This window comes from Halomonas sp. B23F22_3, from assembly GCF_043496965.1.
Classification (GTDB): Bacteria; Pseudomonadota; Gammaproteobacteria; order Pseudomonadales; family Halomonadaceae; genus Halomonas.
This window is the reverse complement of the sequence record NZ_JBIEKG010000008.1, coordinates 50,010-72,667: the sequence shown is the minus strand read 5'-3', so window position 1 is coordinate 72,667 and position 22,658 is coordinate 50,010. Positions and strand designations below refer to the sequence as shown.

The following is a 22,658-nucleotide window of genomic DNA, read 5'->3' as shown; positions in this document are numbered from 1 at the left end:
CGGGAGGGGCCGTGCTATCGGTTTTTCACGCTAAGCCTCACGCGCCTCCACCGCCGCCAGGAAGGTCTCGACCCCCTGCTGGAAGAGCGGCAGGCAGTCGCGAATGCGCGCCTCCGGCCAGTCCCACCAGGCCAGGGCGTCGAGTCGCTCGGCGAGGCTCGGGTCCTCGAAGCGGGGCCGCAGGACCCGGGCGGGGTTGCCCACCGCGATGTGGTAGGCCGGCACGTCCTTGGTGACCACGCTGCCGGCGCCGACGATGGCGCCATTGCCCACCGTCACCCCGGGCAGCACGATGACCCCATGACCGAGCCAGGCGTCGTGGCCGATCGCCACCCGGTCGGCCTCACGCCACTGGAACACTTCCGGGTCCAGGCCATCGGCCTCCTCGCTCAGGCCGTACTTGCCGGGCCGATAGGTGAAGTGGTGCAGGGTGGCCCGCCACCAGGGATGGTTGCTGGGGTTGAGGCGCACGCTGGCGGCGATGGAGGTGAAGCGGCCCACCTCGACGTACATCAAGTCGCTGTCGCGCTCGATGTAGCTGTAGTCGCCGAGGGTGACATGGTTAAGCACGCAGCGTTCGCCCACTTCGGTCCAGCGTCCCAACTCGGCGGCATGCAGGTGGGCGGAGTCGGCCACCCGGGGGGTCGGGGACAGCCGGATGGCGGGCGGTTGGGTCATGAGGAAGTCTCCGTGTCGGCGGCCATGGCGCCACCATGCAGAACGCTCAGCGCCAGGCCATCGTGGGCGAAGCGGACACCAAGAGGCAGCGGCGTCGCCGCGTCCAGCCGTTCGGCATCCAGGTCGTGACCGATATGGGTGAGGTAGGCGCAGGGCGCGGCGAGCCGCTCGAGGATCTGCAGCGCCAGGGGCAGGTTGTTGTGGTTGCGCGGGGACTGGTAGGCCGCGGGATGGGTGGCGTCGAGCACCACCACGTCGGGCCGCCAGTCGCGCAGGAAACGCTCGGTCTCGGCGGGCAGTCCCAGGGTGTCGGTGAGGTAGGCGAGTCGCTGGCCGCCGTCGTCCAGGCAGTAGCCCAGGGTCGGCTTGCTGTGGTTGAGCGGCACCGGCGTGACCGTCAGCCCCTCCAGATGCAGCGGCCGGAACGGCTTGAGTCCGGGCCGGAAGTCGAGCACGCCGGGGTTGCGGTAGAGGTCCGCACAGCCGTGCGGGTCCTTGGGGCCGTAGACCGGGATCGGCTCGCCGGTGCCCCAGCGCAGGTGGAAGAGCCCCTGCACGTGGTCGGCATGGTAGTGGGTGACCAGGATCGCCGCGGGACGCTCGGCCTCGCAGCTGTCGGCGAGGTCGGTGCGCCCGGCGTCGAGCAGGAGTCGCCGGCCATCGAGGCGCACCTCGGCACAGCAGGCGCCGCGCCGGTGGCTGGTCAGCACCCGGGCCCGGGCGCAGGCCGGGCAGTCACAGCCGAAGCGCGGCACCTGGGCGCTGTCGCCGGTGCCGACGAAGCGGAAGTTCATGCCCGGCACTCCTCGTCGAGTCGCTCGCACAGCGCCGCCAGGGTCTCGGCCAGGGAGCCGCCGTTGTCGACCCGGGCCACCTCGGGCAGTGCGGCGGCGAGCTCGCGGTGGCGCGCCAGGCGAGCCTCGATCTGCGCCTCGTCCTCGCGCCCGCGACGCCGCAGCCGCTCGGCGATCACCGCCTCGGGGGCGGTGACCAGCATCGGCGAAAGCGCCTCACCGAAGCGCACCCGGGCGGCGGGCAGGGCCCGGCGGCTGCCGTTGACCAGCACCGTCTGGCCCCGGGCCAGCCAGGCCTCGAGCTCGAGGCCGAGGCCGTAGTCGAGCCCGTGGGCCTGCCAGGTCAGGCAGAACAGCCCCAGGCGCCGCCGCGAGGCGAACTCGTCCGGGGTCAGCGCCACGCCGTTCTCGGTGCCACCGCTGTCGCGGGTCACGTAGCGATGCGCCACCAGCCAGTCGGGATGGCGGGCCCGGGCGGCATCGAGCAGCGAGTCCTTGCCGACGCCGCTGGCCCCCATCAGGTAGACCAGGCGGCCCATCAGTGTACCTGCCTGCCGCGGCTCCACACCCGCTGCACCAGCGGATGGCCATCCACCAACCGCGTGCGTAACAGATCGGCACGCAGCCCCTCGGCCAGCCGCCCGCGGTCCTCGAGCCCCACCGCGGCGGCGGGGGTGCGCGTCGCGGTCGCCACGGCGCGGGGCAGCGCATAGCCCCCCTCCATCTCGGCGACCCGGAACACCGCATCGAGCAGCGCCGCCGGATAGTAGTCCGAGGAGAGGATGTCGAGCACGCCCAGGCGCACCAGCTCGGCCGCGGCGATGTTGCCGGAGTGGGAGCCGCCGCGCACCACGTTGGGCGCCCCCATCATCACCGCCATGGCGTGGCGGTGGGAGGCCTCGGCGGCCTCGCGGGTGGTGGGGAACTCCGCCACTCGGGTGCCGTACTCGCGGCTCTCCGCCACGTGGGCGATGGTGGCGTCGTCGTGGCTCGCCAGCGCCAGGCCGCGGGTGCGGCAGCGCTCGGCGATCAGGCGGCGGTGCTCGGCGCTGTAGCGCTCGCTGTTGGAAAGCTGCTGGGCGATGAAGGTCTCCAGCGCCCGGTCGTCAAGGCCGTGCTTGCCCTGGTAGTAGGTGCGGTAGGCGTCGAGGCTGACGAACTGGCGCTGCCCCGGGGCGTGGTCCATCAGCGAGACCAGCCCCAGCAGCGGCGCGTCGGCCAACTCGTCGAAGCGCGCCAGGGTCTCGGGATGGCAGACCTCGCAGCGCAGGTGCAGGCGGTGGTCGACCCGCGCCAGGCCGTCGTCAACGATGCCGGAGAGCGCCTGGACCATCTCGTGCAGGGCGCCGTGGCGCATGCTCTGCTCGTCGACGTCGCCGATCGACACCGCATCGAACACCGTGGTGATGCCGCTGGCGGCCATCTGGGCGTCGTGGGCGAGCGCCGCCTGGCGGCTCGGCCAGGCCACCTTGGGCCGCGGCTGGAAGTACTTCTCCATGTTGTCGGTGTGCAGCTCGACGAGCCCCGGCAGCAGGTAGTCGCCGTCGCAGTCGATGGCGCCGGGGGCCCGGCTCGGCGCCGCGTCGAGGCCGGCGATCAGGCCGTCGCGGATCACCAGGCTGCCGGTGACCACCTCGTCGTCGAGGATCAGGCGGGCGTTGGTCAGGATCTGTTCGTTGGCACTCATCGGGGCGTCTCCTCAGGGGTGGCGGGCATCTGGCGAGCCGACATGTGGCGGTCCAGCGGCAGCAGGCGGTCGGCGACCCGCTCGCGCACGTCGTCGTCGTGGAAGATGCCGAGCATGGCGGTGCCGCGGGCCTTGGCCTCCTGAATCATCGCCACCACCACGTCGCGGTTGGCGGCGTCCAGCGAGGCGGTGGGCTCGTCGAGCAGCAGCAGCGGGTGCTCGCCGATGAAGCCCCGGGCGATGTTGACGCGCTGCTGCTCGCCACCGGAGAAGGTGCCGGGGGGCAGCGACCAGAGCCGCTCGGGCAGGTTGAGGCGTGCGAGCAGCGCCTCGGCCTTCGCCCGCGCCTCGCTGGCGTCACAGCCGCGGGCCAGCAGCGGCTCCATCACCACCTCCACGGCGGGCACCCGGGGCACCACGCGCAGGAACTGGCTGACGTAGCCGATCACGTCGCGGCGCAGCGGGTGCCAGGCGTGGGCCGGCAGCGACTCGAGTGCGAGCTCGCCGTCCTCGAAGTACAGGCGCAGGCGGCCGCCGGAGACCCGGTAGCTGCCGTGCAGCATCTTCAGCAGGGTGCTCTTGCCGATGCCGCTGCGCCCGGCCAACACCAGGCACTCGCCCGGCGACAGGGTCAGCGACAGATCGCGCATCACCTCCAGGCGCAGGCCATCCTGGCCGTGCAGCACGAAGGTCTTGTCGAGGGATTCGACGCTCAGGAAGGGTTGATTCATCGCGGTCATCTCGGGCTCCTCAGGGCGTCAGTACCGACGACACCAGCAGCTGGGTGTAGGCGTGCTGCGGGTCGTCGAGGATCTGGTCGGTCAGGCCGGCTTCCACCACGCGGCCGCGGCGCATCACCATCAGCCGGTCGGCGAGCAGCCGGGCGACGGCCAGGTCGTGGGTGACCAGCACCACCGAGAGGCCGAGCTCGCGCACCAGGGTGCGCAGCATGTCGAGCAGCCGCGCCTGCACCGAGACGTCGAGGCCGCCGGTGGGCTCGTCCATGAACACCAGCCGCGGCCGGGTGACCAGGGTGCGGGCGATCTGCAGGCGCTGCTGCATGCCGCCGGAGAAGTGCTGGGGGGCGTCGTCGATGCGGCCCGGGTCGAGCTCGACGCGGCCCATCCAGTCCTGGCCGGCGGCGCGCAGCTCTCCGTAGTGGCGCTCGCCCAGGGCCATCAGCCGCTCGCCGATGTTGGCGCCGGCGGAGACGCCCAGGCGCAGGCCGTCACGCGGATTCTGGTGGACCAGGCCCCACTCCATGCGCAGCAGCGCCCGGCGACGCGCCTCGCCGATGGCGTAGAGGTCGAGTTCGCCCTCGTGGCCGTGGTAGAGGACCCGGCCGGCGTCCGGGGCCTCCATGCCGCACAGGGTGCGCAGCAGGGTCGACTTGCCGGAGCCGGACTCGCCGACGATGCCCAGCACCTCGCCGCTGCGCAGCGCGAAGTCGATGCCGTCACAGCCCTTGCCGGGGCCGTAGAGGCGAGTGAGGTCGCGCGCCTCGAGCAGGGTGGGACGATCGAGCTGGGGGCACTTCATGCCACCTCCTCCTGACGGTTCTGGCAGTAGTCGGTATCCGAGCAGACGAACATGCGCCCGCCGCGGTCGTCGGTGATCACCTCGTCGAGGAAGCTGTCCCGGGCGCCGCACAGCGCGCAGGGGGCGTCCCACTCCTGGATCTCGAAGGGGTGATCCTCGAAGTCCAGGCTCTCCACCCGGGTGTGCGGCGGGATGGCGTAAAGGCGCTTCTCGCGCCCGGCACCGAACAGCATCAGCGCATCACTCATGTGCAGCTTGGGGTTGTCGAACTTGGGGATCGGAGAGGGATCGGTGACGTAGCGGCCGTCGACCTTCACCGGGTAGGCGTAGGTGGTGGCGATATGCCCGTGGCGGGCGATGTCCTCGTAGAGTTTGACGTGCATGACCCCGTACTCCTCCAGGGCGTGCATCATGCGCGTCTCCTCTTCGCTCGGCTCGATGAAGCGCAGCGGCTCGGGGATCGGCACCTGGAAGACCAGGATCTGCCCGGCGGTGAGCGGCGTCTCGGGGATGCGGTGGCGGGTCTGGATCACGTCCGCCCGCTCGGTGGCGGTGGTGGTCTCGACCCCGGCCACCCGCTCGAAGAAGGCGCGGATGCTCACCGCGTTGGTGGTGTCGTCGGCGCCTTGGTCGATCACCTTGAGGGTGTCGTCCTCGCCGAGGATGCTGGCGGTGAGCTGCATGCCGCCGGTGCCCCAGCCGTAGGGCATGGGCATCTCGCGGCCTCCGAAGGGGACCTGGTAGCCGGGGATCGCCACCGCCTTGAGCAGGCCGCGGCGGATCATGCGCTTGGTCTGCTCGTCGAGGTAGGCGAAGTTGTAGCCGTTCATGCCTGGGGCTCCTCTGCGGGCGTCTCTTCGGGGGCGACGCTGGTCGCGGCGTCACGGCGCGCGGCGTGGTCGCGACGCAGCCGGCGCAGCAGCTCCAGCTCGGACTGGAAGTCGACGTAGTGGGGCAGCTTGAGGTGGGAGACGAAGCCCGAGGCCTCGACGCTATCGGCATGCGCCAGCACGAACTCGGCCTGCTGGGCCGGGCCCTGGACCGGCTCGCCGAGCTCCTCGGCGCGCAGCGCCCGGTCGACCAGCGCCATGGCCATGCCCTTGCGCTCGTTGCGCCCGAAGGCCAGGCCGTAGCCGCGGGTAAACTGGGGCGCGGCCTCTCGCGAGCCACCGAACTGGTTGATCATCTGGCACTCGCTGAGGGTGATCTCGCCCAGGCAGACCGGCGCCTCGCGCTCCTCGACGACGATCTCGACCTCCACGGCGCCGATGCGAATCTCGCCGGCGAAGGGGTGGTTGCGGCCGTAGCCGCGCTGGGTGGAGTAGCCCAGCGCCAGGAGATACCCCTCGTCGCCCCGGGCCAGCATCTGCAGGCGGGTGGCGCGATCCACCGGGAAGTCGGGCGGGTCGCGGGTGATGTCGCAGGGCGCGGCGCCGTCGTCCACCTCGCGCTCGACCAGCCCCTCGTCGTCGAGCAGCTCGAGGATCTGCGGGCAGGCCTCCAGCGCCTGCTCGGCCCGGGCGGGGTCGGGGGTCTCGCCCTCGGCCAGCTGCAGGAAGTCGAGCAGCCGATGGGTGTAGTCGTAGGTCGGGCCGAGCACCTGGCCGCCGGGGATGTCCTTGTAGGTGGCGCTGATGCGCCGCTCGACGCGCATGGCGTCGGTCGCCACCGGCAGCGTCTCGGCCAGGCGCGGCAGCGTGGTGCGGTAGGCGCGCAGCAGGAACACCGCCTCCACCAGGTCGCCGCTGGCCTGCTTGAGGGCCAGGGCGGCGAGCTCGGGATCATAGAGCGAGGCCTCGGCCATCACCCGGTCCACGGCCAGGTTGAGCTGGCCGGCGATCTGGTCGACCGAGAGTTCGGGCCGGTCGCGCTCGCCGCGGCGGCGGTCCGCCAGCCAGCGGTGGGCGTTGGCGATGGCCTGCTCGCCGCCCTTCACTGCGACATACATACGCTGTCCTCCTTGGGCTGATCGAGGGCCGGGGCCTCGAGTCGGGTGCTGCGGGGAATCGCCGCCAGGCGCTCGCCGCAGGTGAGAATGGCGTCCAGGCCCCGGGGGAAGCGGGCGCGGTTGGCGACCAGGCGGCGCATCAGCGGCGCCGCCTCGCCGACGGCCAGGGTGCGGGTGCCGGGGATGCCGGGACCGGCGAGCCGCCAGGGGCCCGCCTCGGCGAGGACGTCGAGCACCACCAGCAGGGTGGTGCTGCGATCGGGGTAGGCGTCGCTGCCCTCGGCGAAGGCCGGGGCGGGCTCGGCCAGCGTGGCCGGTGTGACCAGGGCGAAGTCGGCCTCCTCGGGGGCCGTGGTGACCCGACAGCCGGTATGAAAGCCGAGCGCCTCAGCGAGCCCGCCGGCCTCGAGGCCCGGGGCGATCCACAGCTTCGTCTCGAGGTCGCACAGCGCCAGCAGGGTGCCCCAGAGGGCGGCGCCGATGGCGGCCTCAGCAGGTACCGCCGGCGCCGCGGCGGTGTGCAGGGTGCCGGGCTCGGCCATGGCGGCGAGCACCCGGCGGAACTGGCGTTGGCCGTCGTGGACGGGATCGGGGAAGGCCTTCCAGCGCATCGTCATTCGCCTCTAACCATGGTGAAGAAGTCCACGCGGGTCGCCGCCGCCGTGCGCGAGGCCGCCTCGCGGCCCTCGGCCAGCGACGCGGCCAGCGGGTCGATCAGCTCGGCGTCGATGCGCGCGGCCCAGTCGGGGCGCTGGGCGCAGGCGTCGACCAGGGCGATCAGCTCGGCATGGCGGTGGTCGCGGCCGGCCACCCAGCCGTGGCCCAACGGGCCACCGTCCGGGGCGCAGCCGTCCAGCGCCACGCTGGCGCGGCTCAGGGTCATCTCGCCGAGATTGAAGGCGTTGCCGGTGCCGCCCATGCGGCCGCGCACCATGGCCATGCCGGTCTCGGGGCCACGCACGCAGCGGTAGTCGGCGGCGAGGGCCAGCGCGGCCCAGTGCGCCTCGAGGCGCTCGCGGGGCGTCAGCGCCAGGACGCGCTGGCGCTCGGCCGGGGTCCGTCGGGAGGGCGTCTGCTTCATGGAAAAACCTCGTCGGGGGTCATCGAAGAAGGGGGAGCGTCGAAGTCGATGTGGTAGGCCAGGCGGTCGGCCCGGGCGCGGCCCTCCGAGACCTCCACCAGGGCGCCGTCGGCATCGACGTTGTCGCTGGTCAGCGCCAGCAGCGGCGCGCGATGGGCGCACTGCAGCAGCCGGCTGTCGTCGGGGTCGGCGGCGAGCGCCTCGATGCGCACCCGGCGGCGGCTCAGGTGCAGGCCGTAGTGCTGGGCGAGCAGCGCCCGGGTGGAGCCGCCGCGGTAGCGCTCGCTGAAGCCCGGCACCCGCGCCGGGTCGAACCAGTGGCGCAGCCGCAGCAGCGGGGCGTCGTCGACGTGGCGCAGCGTCTCCACGCAGAGCAGGGACTCACCGGCGGCCCGCTCGAAGCGCCGGGCGATCGCCTCGGGCGCCTCGCGGAGCCCCAGAGTCAGGCAGCGGGTCTCGCTGGCCAGGCCCTGCTCGGCGAGGTTGTGGGTGACCTTGCTGCCGGCGGTGAGGGCGTAGTCGAGGCGGCGGTCGACCACCTGGGTGCCGCGCCCCTGGTGGCGGGTGACCATGCCGGCGGCGACCAGCTCGTCCAGGGCCCGGCGCACGGTGTGGCGATTGACGCCGAAGCGCCGGGCCAGCAGCGCCTCGCCGGGCAGCAGCTCGCCGGGGGCGTAGTCGGCCCTCACCTCCCGGGCCAGGGTCTCGGCCAGGGTGCGGTAGCGGGGCTCGCGGACGACTTGTCTAGACATGTCGGCTCCTGAAGAAAAGCGCTTCAGATGAAGCGCTTGCGGACGAACTGGGAGGCCATGTCGAGCAGCGTCACGGCGACGATGATCACCAGCATGATGGTGGCCGTCTCGGCGTACTGGAAACCGCGCATGGTCTCCCACAGCGCCACGCCGATGCCGCCGCCGCCGACCATGCCGAGCACGGTGGCCGAGCGGATGTTCGACTCGAAGCGGTAGAGGCTCACCGAGATCCACAGCGGCAGCACCTGGGGGATCAGCCCGAAGACGATCTCCTCGATGCGCCCCGCCCCGGTGACGCGGATGCCCTCCATGGGGCCCGCCTCGCTGGCCTCCACGGCCTCGGAGAAGAGCTTGGCGAGCACGCCGGTGGTGTGGATGAACAGCGCCAGGGTGCCGGCGAAGGGGCCGAGGCCGACCGCCACCACGAAGAGCATGGCGAAGACCAGTTCGTTGATGGCGCGGCAGGCGTCCATCAGCCGGCGCACGGGCTGGTGGACCCACCAGGGGGTGAGGTTCTCCGACGACAGCAGGCTGGCCGGGATGGCCACCAGCACGGCCAGCAGGGTGCCCCAGATGGCGATCTGGATGGTCACCATCATCTGGTCGATGTAGTGGCCGAGGTTGCCGAACTGCGGCGGGAAGAAGTCGCCGATCAGCTCGCCCATGTTGTCGGCGTTGGTGACCAGCAGCGAGGGCTGCATCTCGGCGCCCTGCCAGGCCCAGGAAAGCACCCCCAGGGTGATGGCCCAGCCCAGCAGGGTGGCCCAGCCACGCTTGCCGGCCGCGGCGTCGCTCAGGGTGGAAGTGTGATGCATGTCGCGTTGCTCCAGGGGGAGGGGGTCGCCCTCCCCGCTTCCGGTGGATCGGCTCAGCTGGCCTGGGCGTGGGAGGCGTCGGCCTTGGCGGCCTCGGCCGCCTCGAGGCGCGCGTTCAGGGCATCGAGGCGCGCGTCGAACTCGGCCAGGGCGGCCTCGCGCTCCTCCTCGGAGAGGCTCTCGTCGGCGGCCACCTGGGCGCGCTCCTTGAACAGCTCGAGCTGGCGGATCGGCAACAGCTGGTCGTTGGTCGAGGGATCGAAGCCGGACCACTGCAGGGCCTCGAGGACCCCCTGCTCGGCTTCGGTCTCGCCGTAGGCGTAGAAGAAGTCGCGCAGCTCGCCCTTGAGCGACTCGGAAAGGTTCTCGCGCCACACCAATGGGTCGGAGGGGATCAGCGGCGACTTCCAGATCACCTTGAGCTGCTCGGCCTTGTCCGGGTGGACCTGCTCCAGGCGCTCCATGCTCTCGGTGTTGAAGGTGGCGACGTCGACCTGGCCGTTGGCCACCGAGAGGGCGTTGGTCTCGTGGCTGGAGTTCAGGGTGCGCTTGAAGGCGGTGGCGGCATCGACGCCATTCTGGGCGAAGACGTAGTAGCCCGGCACCAGGAAGCCGGAGGTAGAGTTCGGGTCGCCGTTGCCGAAGATCAGCTGGTCGGCGTTGGCCAGCACGTCGTCGACGCTCGCAAGCTCGCTCTCCTGGTGGGTGATCATCAGGCTCCAGTAGCCCGGCGCGCCGTTGGCGGCCACGGTCTGGGCGAAGATCTCGCCGCCGGCGCGGTCCACGGCCTCCATGGCGGACTTGTTGCCGTACCAGGCCAGGTCGATCTGGTCGAAGCGCATCGCCTGGATGACGGCCGCGTAGTCGGTGGCGAAGAAGGGCTCGACCTCACGATCCAGCGCCTCGGACAGATCGTCGAGGAAGGGATCCCAGAGCGGCGCCTGATTCTGGCTCGACTCGGTGGAGATGATGCCGAACTTGAGCGGCTCCTCGGCGGCGACGAAGGGGCTCGCCAGCAGGGTCGCACCGGCGATCAGCGGCAGGGACAGGCGGCGCAGTGACGGGAATGACATGGTAATTCTCCTCGGGTGGTGAAGCCTGGCGAAATTCAGCCCAGGGCGCCGATGGGCGCCGTGAGGTCGACGGAGGGGGTGCGCGCCTTGAGCTCGTCGAGCCCGGCGTTCTCGTAGAGGGCGGTGAGTCGGGTGTCGGTGAGCGCCTCGATGGGGCCATCGAAGTAGAGGCGGCCGTCCTTGAGGGCGATGGCGCGCCGACAGAAGCGCCGCGCGACCTCGACCTGATGCAGGGTGATCACCACGGTGCGGCCGTCCTCCTCGTTGATGCGGGCGAGGATCTGCATCACCTCCTGGGCGCTGCGCGGGTCCAGCGAGGCGATGGGCTCGTCGGCGAGGATGACGTCGGCGTCCTGCATCAGCACCCGGGCGATGGCCACCCGCTGCATCTGCCCGCCGGAGAGGGTGTTGGCGCGCTGGTCGGCCAGCGCCTCGATGCCCACCCGAGCCAGGGCGCGGCGCGCCATGGCCCGCTCCTCGTCGGTGAAGCGCCCGAGCAGTGCCCGGCCGCGGGGCATCGAGCCCAGGCGACCCACCAGCACGTTGGTGAGCACGCTCAGGCGCCCCACCAGGTTGAACTGCTGGAAGATGTAGCCGGTACGGCAGCGCTGGGGGCGGGTGGCCCGCGCTAGCCGGCCGCCGGCCTGGACCTCGCGCCCCTGCAGGCGGACGCGGCCGCCGTGGCGATCGCCCCGGGTCAGGCCGATCAGGTGGCGCAGCAGGGTGGACTTGCCGGAGCCGGACGGCCCGATCAGGGCCACCATCTCGCCGGGGTGGATCTCGAAGTCGATGTCGCGCAGGACCGCATGCTGCCCGAAGGTCTTGCTCAGTCGCTCGACGATGATGCTGGGAATCGACATGACGCCTCTCCTCTTGGAATGGCATCAGTGTCGCGGCGCAAGATGAAGGCCACTTGTCTAGACAATGGCAGTCTGGTGACAATTTCGACCGCGCCGTGCGGCGACGGGCCCCGGCCGATCAGCCCAGGCCAAAAGAAATCAGCAGGTTAGAAGGGAGTGTCATGACAGTGACGCGCGGTCGTCACTCGGGTGTCATCGGCGCAGCCGGGTATCAGGCCACGGCGATGGCAGGCACTAGAGCCAGATCTCCAGGCCCAGCACGCGACTGAACCATGAGCCCAGCCGCTGCTTGAAGGAGCCCGGCTCGCGGTCGAGACGCTCCTGGCGGTCGTCGAGTTCCGTTAGCCAGAAGAGGTGTCCCTCGTCGTCGAGTCCGGGCAGGTAGCTCAGTGATGGGGTCATGCCCGCCTCGGCGAACTCGAGAAACTCCGCCACCAGGGCCTCGCTCTTTACCAGCACCCCCACTTCGGAGTTCCAGACGACCGAGCGCGGGTCGGCATTGAAGGAGCCGATGAACACCAGGTCGTCGTCGAAGCTCACCGCCTTGCTGTGCAGCGAGGAGATCGAGGTGCCGGGAATGCCGATCTCGGCTTCCTCCCCGGTCTGCTGGCGGCCCCGCAGCTCATACAGTTGCACCCCGCTTTCCAGCAGCACTCGACGACGCGCCGCATAGGCGCCATGGACCAGGGACAGGTCGGTGGCCTCCAGCGAGTTGGTGATCACCTCGACGCGGATGCCCGACGCGGCCAGCCGTGTCAGCAGGGCCGTCCCCTGCTCGGCGGGCACGAAGTAGGCCGAGACGATCACCAGCCGCGACTCCAGCTCCGGGAGCTGGTCGAGCAGGGCGCCGAAGAGGGTCCGCTTGAGCGGCGACCGGTCGCGACCGGCCAGCTTGCCTGGAGGGTCCCATAACGCCTGGCCCGGGCCCCATTGCAGCTCGCTGAACAGCTTGTCCTGGGCGGCCGCCCCGTAGCGGGCTTTCAGGGCGATGAAGTAGGGGGACTCGCTGTCGCGCTGTTCGGCCAGCTGGCTGGCCAGCATCGCCGCCAGCTCACGCCAGGCCTCGGGCGCGGCGGTGTGGTAGCGCGCGAGGGGGTGGCTGAGGAAGTGGTTCCAGTAAAGGTCGAAGCTCAGCGACAGGTCATCGACCACGTCGCCCACCGCCAGCAGGTCGATATCGGCAAAGTTACGGGGCTTGCTGGCGTTGAAGTACTCGTCGCCGATGTTGCGCCCGCCGGTGATGGCCACGGCGTTGTCGACGATCCAGGTCTTGTTGTGCATGCGTCGGTGCTGCCGGGCCAGGGCGGGCAGCGACAGCAGCACCCGGCTGATCAGGTGCTCGCGCCCCACGGGCCAGGGATTGAAGACCCTGACCTGGATGTTGGGATGACTGTCCAACGCTGCCAGCTTCTCTCCCTGCCCCGTCGCCGTGAGGTCGTCGAGCAGCAGGCGTACCTCGACGCCACGCTGGGCCGCGCCGATCATGCGATGCAGCAGCACCTGGACGGTCTGGCCCTCCCCCAGCAGGTAGGTCTGGACATCCAGACGCTTGCCGGCCTGTTCGGCCAGGTTGGCGCGCAGGGCGAAGGCTTCCTCGCCCTCGGCCAGCAGGGAGAAGCCACTCAGGCCGGCATGCTCGGCGGCGGCCTGACGGGCCCACTGGCCCAGCCAGGTGCTACGGATCTCGTCATCCCGCAACGCCAGCCCGTGCTCCCGGGGCCCGGCCGGGCCGGCACAGCCCGCCAGCAGGCCCAGCATCAGCCAGCCGGCCAACACCCATGGGCCTCGCCGCAGGCTCCTAGTCATCGGTCCGCTGCCGCGCCAAGGCCTTGCGCGCCTTGTTGCGCCGGTAGAGCCGTACCAGGGCGATGCCCAGGGCGAAGGCGACCATCGCCGCCAGGGTCCAGCCCTGCCAGGGGCGCGCCGCATCGCCCATCACGGTCTCGAGGGTGAGGATCAGGATGAAGCCCAGGGCCTGGCTGGCGATGGCCAGGGCGCGCAGCGTATCGAAGGCCGGTCGTGACATGAATGCTCCCGCTGGATGACAGCCCTGCCCGCCGGCAGTAGGCTTGGCGAAACGAATTCGTCCAGTGTAACCGCTGCCGCCCCCGCCGCCGACCTCCCGGAGCCACCGCCACGACATGGATGCCATCGCCCTGGGGCCCTTGCTGATCGCGCTGCCGCGCCTCTATGCCTTCCTCGCCGCCCTGGTGCTGCTGGGCGCCAGCGCCCTGCTCCTCGGCCTGCCGCGCCGCCGCCACGCCCGCTGGTTCAACGGCCTGCTGCTGGCCTGGCTGATCGGCGCCCGGCTCGGGCACGTGGCGATGAACGCCGGCCCCTACCTGGAGGCACCGCTGGACGCGCTCAAGCTCTGGCAGCCCGGCTACCACGGCCTCTGGGGGCTACTGGCCGCGCTGGCCTGGACGGCCTGGACGCTCAGGGATCGGCTGGGGGCGATGCTCGGCGCCATGGGCCTGGCGCTCGGGGTCTCGCTGGCGTGGCTGGCGCTGGTGACCCTGGCGCCGCTGGGCGGCGGCATGGCCCTGCGTGAACTCCCCGACCTCACCCTGGAGAACCTCGAGGGGGAGCCGGTGAACCTCGCCGCCCTCGAGGGCGAGACGGTGGTGGTCAACCTCTGGGCCACCTGGTGCCCGCCCTGCCGGCGCGAGATGCCGCTCCTGGCCGAGGCCGATGCCCGGGAGGACGTGAGCGTGGTAATCGTCAACCAGGGCGAGACGCTGCTGCAGGCGGTGCGCTACCTGGACGAGCAGGAGCTGGACTTCCGCCATGCGCTGCTCGATCCGCGCCAGCAACTGATGGTGCTGGCCGAGTCGCCGGGCCTGCCCACCACCCTGCTCTTCGACGCCGAGGGGCGTGCCCGCGAGCAGCACGTCGGCGAGCTGACCCGCGCCCAGCTCGCGGCCTGGCTGGACGAGCGCTGAGCGGCCTAGAGGCGATCGCCCAGTGATCGGTGCCTGGACGCTTAAGCCGCGTCGGGCTTTGCTGTAAGATACCGCGCCCTGTCGCCGCCGGGCCGGGTGTGGCCAGCGGCAACGAACCGATCCCAAGCATCCCCCGAGGCATCATGAGCGACTTCTCTCCCGGCCAGCGCTGGATCAGCGACGGCGAGGCCGAACTCGGCCTGGGCACCATCCTCAACGTCGACGCCAGAAGCGTCACCGTGCTCTTCGGCGCCAGTCAGGAAACCCGCACCTACAGCAGCCGCAACGCCCCCCTGACCCGCGTGGCCTTCGGCAGCGGCGACCGCATCCAGTCCACCGAGGGCTGGCAGATGACCGTCGACGACAGCAAGGAGGTCGGCGGCCTGATCGTCTACATCGGAGAGGACGACGCCGGCGCGCTGTGCGAGCTGCCCGAGGCGCGCCTCGCCGACACCATGCAGTTCGACCAGGCCCGCGACCGTCTGCTCACCGGCCAGGTCGACCGCAACGACTGGTTCGACCTGCGCTTTCGCACCCTGCACCACCATCACCGGGTCGAGCAGAACCCGGCGCTGGGCCTGGCCGGCCCGCGCATCGACCTGATTCCCCACCAGCTCTACATCGCCGACGAGGTGGCCCGCCGCCATGCGCCGCGCGTGCTGCTGGCCGACGAGGTGGGGCTCGGCAAGACCATCGAGGCCGGGCTGATCCTGCACCGGCTGCTGCTCACCGGCCGCGCCGAGCGGGCGCTGATCCTGGTGCCGGCGAGCCTGACCCACCAGTGGCTGGTCGAGCTGCTGCGCCGCTTCGCCCTGGAGGTCACCCTGCTCGACGAGCAGCAGAGCCTGGCCCATGGCGACGCCAATCCCTTCGAGGCGGGCCAGCTGGTGCTGGCGAGCCAGGACTGGCTGTTCGCCAACGCCCATCGCCAGCAGCAGGCCCAGGCCTGCGACTGGGACCTGCTGATCGTCGACGAGGCTCACCACCTGGACTGGAGCCCCGAGCAGAGCGGTCCCGGCTACGCCTGCGTGGAGCAGCTGGCGGCCCAGGTGCCCGGCATGCTGCTGCTCACCGCCACCCCGGAGCAGATGGGCCTGGCCAGCCACTTCGCCCGCCTGCGCCTGCTCGACCCGGACCGCTACCACAGCCTCGAGGCCTTCCGTGAGGAGGAGGCCCACTACGTGGAGGTCGCCGAGGCGATCGACGCCCTCGAGCGGCTGCCCGGCGAGGCGGCCGACCGCGAGCGGGTCGCCGCGGTGATCCATGAGGCCGACAGCCTGGCGCTGCTCGACACCCTGGCCGACCCCGAGCGCAGCGACGACCAGCGCGCCGCGGCGCGGGCGCAGCTGCGCGACCAGCTGCTCGACCGCCACGGCACCGGCCGGGTGATGTTCCGCAACGGCCGTCGCCACGTCGGCGGCTTCCCGGAGCGTCGCCTGCACATCGCCGAGCTCGAGGCGCCCTCCGCCTACCGGCGCGTGTTTCGCCGCCTGGCCCGGGACGAGGACTACCTGGACGAGCTGCTGATCGAGACCGGCCTGGATCATCCCGAGGTGCTGATCTACCCCGACGCCATGTACCGGGAGATGACCGACGACCCCCTCAACACCGAGCCCTGGTGGCAGTTCGACCCGCGGGTGAGCTGGCTGCTGGAGCGCCTCGCCGATGACGGCGAGGCGGGCTTCGCCGGCGACAAGGTGCTGGTGATCGCCCACGACCGCGCGACCGCCAAGGGGCTCGCCGAGGGCCTGCGGGTACTCGGCGGCTATCAGGCCCCGGTGTTCCACGAGGGGCTCTCGCTGGTCGAGCGCGACCGCGCCGCGGCGGCCTTCGCCGACGAGGAGGAGGGCTGTCAGGTGCTGGTCTGCTCGGAGATCGGCTCCGAGGGACGCAACTTCCAGTTCTGCCGTCATCTGGTGATGTTCGACCTGCCGCTGCACCCGGACCAGCTCGAGCAGCGCATCGGCCGCCTCGACCGCATCGGCCAGCGCCACGCCATCGAGATCCATGCGCCGGTGTTCACCGGCAGCCCCGGCGAGAAGCTGCTGCGCTGGTACCACCAGGGCCTGGACGCCTTCAGCGCCCCGCACGGCCTCGGCAGCGAGATCCACGCCGCCTTCGGCGACACCCTGGCCGACAGCCTGCTCGACGACGAGGACCTCGACGAGGTGATCGCGGAGACCCGCGCGCTGTTCGAGGCCAAGCTCGAGGAGCGCGACGCCGGCCGCAACCGCCTGCTCGAGCTCAACGCCTGTCGCCATGACCGCGCCGAGGCGGTCGCCGAGGCGATCCGCGAGCTCGACGCCGACAAGGCCCTGGCCCGCTACCTGGACCAGGCGCTGGACATCTTCGGCGTCGACAGCCAGGACATCGGCGGCGGCATCCAGCACCTGCAGCCCAGCCCGCAGATGCTCGACGGCCTGCCGGGCCTGGTGAAGGGCGAGGAGGGCTTCTCGGCCACCTTCTCCCGGGAGCGCGCCCTGGCCCGGGACGACGTCCAGCGCCTCTCCTGGGAGCACCCGCTGCTGCGCGAGATGATGGGGCGGATCCTCGGCGGCGCCATGGGCAACACCGCCCTGGCGCTGCTCAAGCACCCGGCCATTCCCGCCGGCCGGCTGATGGTCGAGCTGGTCTTCCGCACCCACTGCCCGGCGCCGAAGCGCCTGCACCTCAACCGCTTCCTGCCGCCCACCGCGGTGCGCGTGCTGCTCGACGAGTCGGGCGCCAACCTGACCGCCAAGATCTCCTTCACCGGGCTTTCCAAGGCGGTGCAGAAGGTCAAGAAGGCGGTCGCCCGGGACCTGATCAAGAGCCGCCACGACCAGCTGCGCGAGCTGCTCGACGGCGCCGAGGCCGAGGCCCAGCGGGAGCTGCCGAGCATCGTCGAGGCCGCCCAGGGGCGTATGCGCGCCGAGCTGGACGCCGAGCTTGCCCGCCTCGAGGCGCTCTCGCGTCTCAACCCGGCGGTGCGCGCCGACGAGCTCGAGTCGTTGCGCCGCGAGCGCGCCGAGCTGGATGCCGCCATCGAGGCCACGCGGTTGCGACTGGACGCGGTACGGGTGATCGTCACGGTGGGTGACGACGCGCGCTGATCGAAAGCGGCCTTCGACGCACAGGGGCCCCGCCGGCAATGCCGGCGGGGCCCCTGTGCGTTCGGGCGTAGAGCCCTCAGCCGCATTTGGGTCTACATCGCTTCAGCCGAGAATATCGGCCAGTGCCTTGTCCAGGGTCGGGAAGCGGAACTCGAAGCCGGCCTCCTGCAACCGCGCAGGACGCATGTCGGCGCCGGTCAACAGCAGCCGCGACATCTCGCCGAAGGCGACCTCCAGGGCGATGGCCGGCACCGGCATCAGCGCCGGGCGGCCCAGCTGCTTGGCCAGCGTGCGGGAAAACTCGGCGTTGGTGACCGGGTGGGGGGCGCTGCCGTTGAAGGGGCCCTCCAGGTCGTCGCGCTCGAGCAGGAAGAGGATGGCGCGCACCAGATCCTCGCGGTGGATCCACGGCATGAACTGCGTGCCGTCGCCGAAGCGTCCGCCCAGCCCCATCTTGAAGGGCGGCAGCATCTTCGCAAGGCTGCCGCCGCCGACATCGAGCACCAGGCCGATACGCAGCAGGGCGAGGCGCACGCCGAAGTCCGCCGCCTCGCGGGCGACCTCCTCCCAGCGCTTGCAGAGCCGATGGGCGAACTCGTCGTGGGCCGGCGTCTCTTCGGTGACCTCGCGATCGCCCTGATCGCCGTAATAGCCCATGGCCGAGGCCGAGACCATCACCTTCGGCATGCGCCCCTCGCTCGCCTTCAGCTGCTCGCAGAGCATCACCAGGTCGCCGGTGACGTTGACCCGGGAGTCGATCAGCCGCTCCTTCTGATCCTCGCTCCAGCGCTTGGCGGCGATCGGCTCGCCGGCCAGGTTGACGATGGCATCCGGCGGGGTGTCGACGAAGTCCAGCACCGAACGCCGGATGTCGCTACCTTCCGGCAGGCGGTCGCGGACCGCGTCGGGCTCCCGGGACACCACCAGCAGCTGGTGGCCCGCTTCCTTCAACCGCCGGCAGAGGCGCTGCCCGACGAACCCGCTGCCGCCCGTGATCAGCACTCGCATCCGGAATCCCTCCCCAAGCCTTATGTGGCACGCCGTGACGACACGCCATCATGAGTTATACAGCCGTTGTACACTTCTGCTAGTCTAGCGATGAACGCCGTTGACTGCACGAGAGGCCCATGCCCCACGCCCCCGCTACCACCGCCATCATCGGCGCCGGCATCGCCGGCCTCGCCTGTGGACAGGCCCTGCAGGCGCACGGCCTGCCAGTGCGCCTCTTCGACAAGGCGCGCGGCCCCGGAGGACGCCTTTCCACTCGCCGCCTCGAGCATGCCGCGGTCGACCTGGGGGCCCAGTTCTTCAGCGTGCGTGATCCGGCCTTTCGCCGCCAGGTCGCGACCTGGCGCGAGGCGGGCGTGGTCGCCCCCTGGCCCGACTCCCTGTGGGAGGCGAGCGAATCCGGCTGGCACCGCTACCGCGATAAGGTCGAGCGCCTGATCGGCGCCCCTCGCATGAGTGCGGTCAGCCGCCGCCTGGCCGAGGGGCTCACCCTCGCGACCGGCATCCGCATCGAACGCCTCGAGCCCCGGGGCGATGACTGGTGGCTGATCGACCAGCACGGCGAGCGCCACGGCCCCTTCGCCCGCGTCGTGCTCGCCCTGCCCTCGCCCCAGGCCCAGGCGCTGCTCGAACCCCACGAGCCGAGCCTCGCGACCGCCTGCGAGGCGGTCATTCAGCGCCCCTGCTGGGCCGCCTGGGCCTGCTTCGAGGCGCCGCTGCCCGACCTGCCAGAGGTCGACGACGACTGGCAGGCGGTGCGCCTGGCGCCCGACCCGACTCGCTCCCCGGCCGAGCAGCCGCTGCGCTTCGTCAGCCGCAACGACCACAAGCCGGGCCGCCACGGCCAAGGCGAGAGCCTGAGCCTCTTGGCGCGACTCGAGTGGAGCGAGGCGCACCTGGAACGTAACGCCGAAAGCGTCGCCCGGCGCCTGCTCGAGGCCTTCCGCGCGCAGCTGCCGGCGGGCGTGACGCTGCCCGAGCCGACCTCGCTGGGCGCCCATCGCTGGCGCTACGCCCAGCCGGACGTCTTCGCCAGCGGCGAGGCGGTCAACCTCGACCACCGCCGCTCGCCCAACGGGCTCTCGCTGTGCGGCGACGGCTGGCGCGGGCCGCGGGTCGAGGACGCCTGGCTCTCCGGTCACCACCTCGGCGAGGCCCTGGCGGCCGACGCTTCCTGACTCCCTCTTCGCGACTGGAGACATCCATGTCCTACGCCCTGATCCTGCTCGCCCACGGCTCCAGCGACCCGAACTGGCGAGCCCCCTTCGAACACTTCGCCAAGGCCCTGACCGAGCGGCTGTCGACCCCGCTGCGCCTCGCCTACATGGAGCTCAGCGAGCCGTCGCTCGAGTCCACGGTGGCCGAGCTGGCCGCGGCCGGCATCGCACGCGCCGAGATCCTGCCGCTGTTCTTCGCCGCCGGCCGCCACCTGCGCCGCGACGTGCCCGGCCAGGTCGAGGCGCTGACCGCCGAGCATCCGAGCCTCGAGCTGACCCTGCTGTCGCCGGTCGGCGAGCACCCGGCCTTCGTCGAGGCGCTGGCGGCGGTGGTCGCCGAGCAGGCAGGGGAGTCGGCACGCTCATGAACGACGAGGCACGGCGCCCGGCCGACACCCCGCTCTATCCGATCCGCGAAGTCTCTCGGCTGACCGGCGTGAACTCCGTGACCCTGCGCGCCTGGGAGCGTCGCTACGGGCTGATCCAGCCCCAGCGGACCCCCAAGGGACACCGCCTCTATGCCCGCGAGGACATCGAGCGCGTCGAGCGCATCCTGCAGTGGCTCAACCGCGGCGTGCCGGTCAGCCAGGTCCGCGAGCTGCTCGACCAGCCGGAGACGGCCGAGACCCCGGCGCCGGCGGCCGGCGACTGGCCGGGCCAGCGTCGCCAGCTGATCAGCGCCCTCCAGGCGCTGGACCTCGACCGCCTCGAGGCGCTCTTCAACCAGTCCCTGGCCCTCTATCCGGTGCCGATCTGCCTGGCCGAGCTGTGGCAGCCGGTGGTGCGCCAGCTCGAGGAGGGCTGGGGCGAGCAGCTGGGCGACACCCTGCAGCGCCGCACCCTGGAATCCTTCCTGCGCACCCGTATCGGCACTCGGCTGCTGCACGCCAACCGGCTCAGCAATGGTCCGACGCTGCTCGTCGCCCCGCTGCCGGACGACCCCTCGCCGCTCTGGGTGCTGCTCGCGGCGCTGGCCGCCAGCGACCGCGGCTATCGCATCCGGCTCTTCGACGCCCCGCTGCCCTTCGGCGAGGTGCCGCTGGCGGTGGAGCGCTTCCAGGCCGCCGGCCTGCTGCTGGCCAGCGGCAAGGCCGAGAAGGCCGAACTGGTGCGCCGCCAGCTACCGCGCCTGGCCGAGCAGCTCGAGGTGCCGCTGATGGCCTGCGGCCCCATGGCCCGCATCCGCGAGGCCGACCTGGAGGCGACCCAGGTGGAGCTGCTCGGCGATGATCTCGACGAGGCCATGCAGTGCCTCCAGGCCCGACTCCCCGCCCGCTGACCCGGAGCCGTCCATGCCCACTCCCGCGATCGTCTGGTTTCGCAGCGACCTGCGGATCCACGACAACACCGCCCTGGCCGCGGCCGCCCGCCAGGGCCCCGTGGTCGCCGTCTTCCTGCGCTGCCTGCCCCACTGGCGGCGCCATGGCCACGGCGCCAACAAGCTCGACTTCTGGGGCCGCGGCGTCGCCGCCCTGGGCGATGACCTGGCGGGCCTCGGCATCCCCCTGCTGCACCGCGATATCGACGACTTCACCGAGGCCCCGGCCACGCTGCTCGAGATCGCCCGCGAGACCGGCGCCCGCGCCCTGCACTTCAATCACGAGTACCCGCTGGACGAGCAGCGCCGCGATCGCGAGGTGATCGCCGCCTTCCAGGAGGCCGGCCTCGCGGCCACCGGCCACCATGACGCCGTGGCCTTCGCCCCCGGCGAGCTGATCACCGGCAAGGGCGACTACTACGGGGTCTTCACCCCCTTCGCCAAGGCCTGGCATCGCCAGCTGACACCTGAACGCATCGCCCTGCGCGACACCCCCGCGCCCCAGGCGCCGCTGCCGATCGCCTCCGATCCGCTGCCCCCGCTCCCCGAGCTCGATGACACCCCGATCGACGGGCGGATCTGGCCCGCCGGCGAGGGCCCCGCCGCGGATCGCCTGGAACGCTTCCTGCGCTTTCGCGGTCGCCACTACCAGCGCCAGCGGGACTTCCCGGCGATCCGCGGCACCAGCGAGCTGTCGCCCTACCTGGCGCTGGGCATGATCTCCCACCGCCAGTGCCTGCAGGCGGTGCTGGCCGAGAACGACGGCGCCCTGGCCGAGGGCGACGCCGGGCTCACGGCCTGGGTCAACGAGCTGGTGTGGCGGGAGTTCTACCGCCACGTGGCCGTCGGCTTCCCGCGGGTCTGCCGCCATCGCGCCTTCCAGGCGCATACCGAGGCACTCGCCTGGCGCGACGACGAGGCCGGCTTCGCCGCCTGGTGCGAGGGGCGCACCGGCTACCCGATCGTCGATGCCGCCATGCGCCAGCTGGTGGCCACCGGCTGGATGCACAACCGGCTGCGCATGGTCACCGCCATGTTTCTCACCAAGCACCTGCTGATCGACTGGCGCCGCGGCGAGGCCTTCTTCCTGCGCCACCTGGTGGACGGCGAGTTCTGCGCCAACAACGGCGGCTGGCAGTGGGCGGCCTCCACCGGCACCGATGCCGCGCCCTACTTCCGCATCTTCAACCCCACGACCCAGTCCATGCGCTTCGATCCCGACGGCACCTTCCTGGCGGAGTGGCTGCCGACGCTGGCCGACCTGCCGAAGAAGGCTCGCCACGCGCCCGCCGGCGACCTGCTCGGCGGCGTCGACTATCCGGCCCCCATCGTCGATCACCGGGCCGCCCGGGCGCGGGCGCTTGCGGCCTTCAAGGCCCTGAAGACGGACTGACCAGCCACTCATCGGGGAGACCCTTGATGCACGCGACGGCGGACCTGGAGGCCTTCTGCGCCTTCTTCAATAAACTGGACAAGACCTGTACAAACAAACTCGACGAGGTATACACTGCGGAGGTGAGCTTCACCGACCCGCTGCACCAGATCGAGGGCCGCGAGGCGCTGGAGGGGTATTTCCAGAACCTGTACGACAACGTGACATCGTGCCGTTTCACCTTCCACGAGCGATGGCAGCAGGAGGACACGGCCTTCGTCACCTGGACGATGCACCTGGTGCATCCGAGGCTCGACGGGGGACGCGGCATCGAGGTCGAGGGGTGCTCACACCTGCGCTTCGCCCCGGATGGCCGGGTGGCTCGGCATCGCGACTACTTCGATGCGGGCGCCCTGCTCTACGAACGCCTTCCCCTGCTGGGCGGGGTGATACGTCGGGTGAAGCGACAACTGGGCCAATGA

At 71.4% G+C, this 22,658-nt stretch carries 24 protein-coding genes; 7 read left to right on the top strand and 17 right to left on the bottom strand.

The genetic code is table 11. The features are described from left to right. Positions 1–30: 30 nt before the first annotated feature. From ACGTNG_RS17565 to ACGTNG_RS17490, 16 genes are all read right to left on the bottom strand, one after another. Positions 31–678, bottom strand: coding sequence for a DapH/DapD/GlmU-related protein (locus ACGTNG_RS17565; RefSeq protein ID WP_394797787.1), 648 nt, complete (start codon positions 676–678; stop codon positions 31–33). Then, a complete protein-coding gene (gene phnP / locus ACGTNG_RS17560) occupies positions 675–1,472 on the bottom strand; it encodes a phosphonate metabolism protein PhnP (protein WP_394797786.1) in 798 nt (265 codons plus the stop codon). Before phnP ends, ACGTNG_RS17565 begins: the two co-directional genes overlap by 4 nt. Then, a complete protein-coding gene (phnN, locus tag ACGTNG_RS17555) occupies positions 1,469–2,011 on the bottom strand; it encodes a ribose 1,5-bisphosphokinase (RefSeq protein WP_394797785.1) in 543 nt (180 codons plus the stop codon). Before phnN ends, phnP begins: the two co-directional genes overlap by 4 nt. Then, positions 2,011–3,159, bottom strand: a complete 1,149-nt coding sequence (locus tag ACGTNG_RS17550) for an alpha-D-ribose 1-methylphosphonate 5-triphosphate diphosphatase (protein ID WP_394797784.1) — start codon at positions 3,157–3,159, stop codon at positions 2,011–2,013. Before ACGTNG_RS17550 ends, phnN begins: the two co-directional genes overlap by 1 nt. After that, a complete protein-coding gene (gene phnL / locus ACGTNG_RS17545) occupies positions 3,156–3,899 on the bottom strand; it encodes a phosphonate C-P lyase system protein PhnL (RefSeq protein ID WP_394797783.1) in 744 nt (247 codons plus the stop codon). The genes ACGTNG_RS17550 and phnL overlap by 4 nt, the downstream gene beginning before the upstream one ends. 10 nt (positions 3,900–3,909) lie before the next feature. Next, positions 3,910–4,698, bottom strand: a complete 789-nt coding sequence (gene phnK / locus ACGTNG_RS17540; RefSeq protein ID WP_394797782.1) for a phosphonate C-P lyase system protein PhnK — start codon at positions 4,696–4,698, stop codon at positions 3,910–3,912. Beyond that, entirely contained in the window at positions 4,695–5,528 is an 834-nt protein-coding gene (locus tag ACGTNG_RS17535; RefSeq protein ID WP_394797781.1) for an alpha-D-ribose 1-methylphosphonate 5-phosphate C-P-lyase PhnJ, read from the bottom strand. Before ACGTNG_RS17535 ends, phnK begins: the two co-directional genes overlap by 4 nt. Beyond that, complete coding sequence (locus ACGTNG_RS17530; RefSeq protein ID WP_394797780.1) at positions 5,525–6,646, bottom strand: carbon-phosphorus lyase complex subunit; 1,122 nt, start codon at positions 6,644–6,646, stop codon at positions 5,525–5,527. The genes ACGTNG_RS17535 and ACGTNG_RS17530 overlap by 4 nt, the downstream gene beginning before the upstream one ends. Then, on the bottom strand, positions 6,631–7,263 hold the full coding sequence (gene phnH / locus ACGTNG_RS17525; RefSeq protein ID WP_394797779.1) for a phosphonate C-P lyase system protein PhnH: 633 nt from the start codon (positions 7,261–7,263) through the stop codon (positions 6,631–6,633). Before phnH ends, ACGTNG_RS17530 begins: the two co-directional genes overlap by 16 nt. Then, positions 7,260–7,727 (bottom strand): phosphonate C-P lyase system protein PhnG, encoded by a 468-nt coding sequence (gene phnG / locus ACGTNG_RS17520; protein ID WP_394797778.1) that lies wholly within the window; start codon positions 7,725–7,727, stop codon positions 7,260–7,262. Before phnG ends, phnH begins: the two co-directional genes overlap by 4 nt. After that, positions 7,724–8,479: a phosphonate metabolism transcriptional regulator PhnF gene (gene phnF / locus ACGTNG_RS17515; protein ID WP_394797777.1), complete on the bottom strand. Its 756-nt coding sequence runs from the start codon at positions 8,477–8,479 to the stop codon at positions 7,724–7,726. The genes phnG and phnF overlap by 4 nt, the downstream gene beginning before the upstream one ends. 23 nt (positions 8,480–8,502) lie before the next feature. After that, a complete protein-coding gene (gene phnE / locus ACGTNG_RS17510; protein ID WP_394797776.1) occupies positions 8,503–9,294 on the bottom strand; it encodes a phosphonate ABC transporter, permease protein PhnE in 792 nt (263 codons plus the stop codon). A 53-nt stretch (positions 9,295–9,347) separates the two neighbouring features. Beyond that, on the bottom strand, positions 9,348–10,367 hold the full coding sequence (gene phnD / locus ACGTNG_RS17505) for a phosphonate ABC transporter substrate-binding protein (protein WP_394797775.1): 1,020 nt from the start codon (positions 10,365–10,367) through the stop codon (positions 9,348–9,350). Positions 10,368–10,402: 35 nt separating this feature from the next. Then, a complete protein-coding gene (gene phnC, locus ACGTNG_RS17500) occupies positions 10,403–11,227 on the bottom strand; it encodes a phosphonate ABC transporter ATP-binding protein (RefSeq protein ID WP_394797774.1) in 825 nt (274 codons plus the stop codon). Between the two features lie 234 nt (positions 11,228–11,461). After that, positions 11,462–13,003 carry a phospholipase D family protein gene (locus ACGTNG_RS17495; RefSeq protein WP_394797773.1) on the bottom strand — a complete coding sequence of 514 codons (1,542 nt, stop codon included), beginning with the start codon at positions 13,001–13,003 and terminating at the stop codon, positions 11,462–11,464. 22 nt (positions 13,004–13,025) lie between these two features. Continuing rightward, a complete protein-coding gene (locus ACGTNG_RS17490; protein ID WP_394797772.1) occupies positions 13,026–13,253 on the bottom strand; it encodes a hypothetical protein in 228 nt (75 codons plus the stop codon). A 115-nt stretch (positions 13,254–13,368) separates the two neighbouring features. Between ACGTNG_RS17490 and ACGTNG_RS17485 the strand changes: the two genes are divergently transcribed. Beyond that, on the top strand, positions 13,369–14,169 hold the full coding sequence (locus ACGTNG_RS17485) for a redoxin family protein (protein WP_394797771.1): 801 nt from the start codon (positions 13,369–13,371) through the stop codon (positions 14,167–14,169). Positions 14,170–14,312: 143 nt separating this feature from the next. Further along, positions 14,313–17,261 (top strand): RNA polymerase-associated protein RapA, encoded by a 2,949-nt coding sequence (rapA, locus tag ACGTNG_RS17480; protein WP_394797770.1) that lies wholly within the window; start codon positions 14,313–14,315, stop codon positions 17,259–17,261. A gap of 102 nt (positions 17,262–17,363) precedes the next feature. Here the strand turns inward: rapA and ACGTNG_RS17475 are convergent, their stop codons facing one another. After that, a complete protein-coding gene (locus ACGTNG_RS17475; RefSeq protein ID WP_394797769.1) occupies positions 17,364–18,269 on the bottom strand; it encodes a TIGR01777 family oxidoreductase in 906 nt (301 codons plus the stop codon). Positions 18,270–18,388: 119 nt separating this feature from the next. On the opposite strand from ACGTNG_RS17475, the gene ACGTNG_RS17470 reads away from it, so the two are divergent. Genes ACGTNG_RS17470 through ACGTNG_RS17450 form a run of 5 tightly spaced genes read left to right on the top strand, consistent with a single transcriptional unit; the run spans position 18,389 to position 22,658 of the window. After that, complete coding sequence (locus ACGTNG_RS17470; protein WP_394797768.1) at positions 18,389–19,447, top strand: NAD(P)/FAD-dependent oxidoreductase; 1,059 nt, start codon at positions 18,389–18,391, stop codon at positions 19,445–19,447. 26 nt (positions 19,448–19,473) lie between these two features. Further along, positions 19,474–19,854, top strand: a complete 381-nt coding sequence (locus tag ACGTNG_RS17465) for a sirohydrochlorin chelatase (RefSeq protein ID WP_394797767.1) — start codon at positions 19,474–19,476, stop codon at positions 19,852–19,854. Next, positions 19,851–20,765 (top strand): MerR family transcriptional regulator, encoded by a 915-nt coding sequence (locus tag ACGTNG_RS17460; RefSeq protein ID WP_394797766.1) that lies wholly within the window; start codon positions 19,851–19,853, stop codon positions 20,763–20,765. Before ACGTNG_RS17465 ends, ACGTNG_RS17460 begins: the two co-directional genes overlap by 4 nt. 13 nt (positions 20,766–20,778) lie before the next feature. Further along, positions 20,779–22,197 (top strand): deoxyribodipyrimidine photo-lyase, encoded by a 1,419-nt coding sequence (gene phrB / locus ACGTNG_RS17455; RefSeq protein ID WP_394797765.1) that lies wholly within the window; start codon positions 20,779–20,781, stop codon positions 22,195–22,197. A gap of 26 nt (positions 22,198–22,223) precedes the next feature. Then, complete coding sequence (locus ACGTNG_RS17450; RefSeq protein ID WP_394797764.1) at positions 22,224–22,658, top strand: nuclear transport factor 2 family protein; 435 nt, start codon at positions 22,224–22,226, stop codon at positions 22,656–22,658.

Coding starts and splice junctions, on each gene's coding strand:
- ACGTNG_RS17565 (WP_394797787.1), bottom strand. CDS start 678: ATGACCCAACCGCCCGCCATCCGGCTGTCCCCGACCCCCCGGGTGGCC.
- phnP (WP_394797786.1), bottom strand. CDS start 1,472: ATGAACTTCCGCTTCGTCGGCACCGGCGACAGCGCCCAGGTGCCGCGC.
- phnN (WP_394797785.1), bottom strand. CDS start 2,011: ATGGGCCGCCTGGTCTACCTGATGGGGGCCAGCGGCGTCGGCAAGGAC.
- ACGTNG_RS17550 (WP_394797784.1), bottom strand. CDS start 3,159: ATGAGTGCCAACGAACAGATCCTGACCAACGCCCGCCTGATCCTCGAC.
- phnL (WP_394797783.1), bottom strand. CDS start 3,899: ATGACCGCGATGAATCAACCCTTCCTGAGCGTCGAATCCCTCGACAAG.
- phnK (WP_394797782.1), bottom strand. CDS start 4,698: ATGAAGTGCCCCCAGCTCGATCGTCCCACCCTGCTCGAGGCGCGCGAC.
- ACGTNG_RS17535 (WP_394797781.1), bottom strand. CDS start 5,528: ATGAACGGCTACAACTTCGCCTACCTCGACGAGCAGACCAAGCGCATG.
- ACGTNG_RS17530 (WP_394797780.1), bottom strand. CDS start 6,646: ATGTATGTCGCAGTGAAGGGCGGCGAGCAGGCCATCGCCAACGCCCAC.
- phnH (WP_394797779.1), bottom strand. CDS start 7,263: ATGACGATGCGCTGGAAGGCCTTCCCCGATCCCGTCCACGACGGCCAA.
- phnG (WP_394797778.1), bottom strand. CDS start 7,727: ATGAAGCAGACGCCCTCCCGACGGACCCCGGCCGAGCGCCAGCGCGTC.
- phnF (WP_394797777.1), bottom strand. CDS start 8,479: ATGTCTAGACAAGTCGTCCGCGAGCCCCGCTACCGCACCCTGGCCGAG.
- phnE (WP_394797776.1), bottom strand. CDS start 9,294: ATGCATCACACTTCCACCCTGAGCGACGCCGCGGCCGGCAAGCGTGGC.
- phnD (WP_394797775.1), bottom strand. CDS start 10,367: ATGTCATTCCCGTCACTGCGCCGCCTGTCCCTGCCGCTGATCGCCGGT.
- phnC (WP_394797774.1), bottom strand. CDS start 11,227: ATGTCGATTCCCAGCATCATCGTCGAGCGACTGAGCAAGACCTTCGGG.
- ACGTNG_RS17490 (WP_394797772.1), bottom strand. CDS start 13,253: ATGTCACGACCGGCCTTCGATACGCTGCGCGCCCTGGCCATCGCCAGC.
- ACGTNG_RS17485 (WP_394797771.1), top strand. CDS start 13,369: ATGGATGCCATCGCCCTGGGGCCCTTGCTGATCGCGCTGCCGCGCCTC.
- rapA (WP_394797770.1), top strand. CDS start 14,313: ATGAGCGACTTCTCTCCCGGCCAGCGCTGGATCAGCGACGGCGAGGCC.
- ACGTNG_RS17475 (WP_394797769.1), bottom strand. CDS start 18,269: ATGCGAGTGCTGATCACGGGCGGCAGCGGGTTCGTCGGGCAGCGCCTC.
- ACGTNG_RS17470 (WP_394797768.1), top strand. CDS start 18,389: ATGCCCCACGCCCCCGCTACCACCGCCATCATCGGCGCCGGCATCGCC.
- ACGTNG_RS17465 (WP_394797767.1), top strand. CDS start 19,474: ATGTCCTACGCCCTGATCCTGCTCGCCCACGGCTCCAGCGACCCGAAC.
- ACGTNG_RS17460 (WP_394797766.1), top strand. CDS start 19,851: ATGAACGACGAGGCACGGCGCCCGGCCGACACCCCGCTCTATCCGATC.
- phrB (WP_394797765.1), top strand. CDS start 20,779: ATGCCCACTCCCGCGATCGTCTGGTTTCGCAGCGACCTGCGGATCCAC.
- ACGTNG_RS17450 (WP_394797764.1), top strand. CDS start 22,224: ATGCACGCGACGGCGGACCTGGAGGCCTTCTGCGCCTTCTTCAATAAA.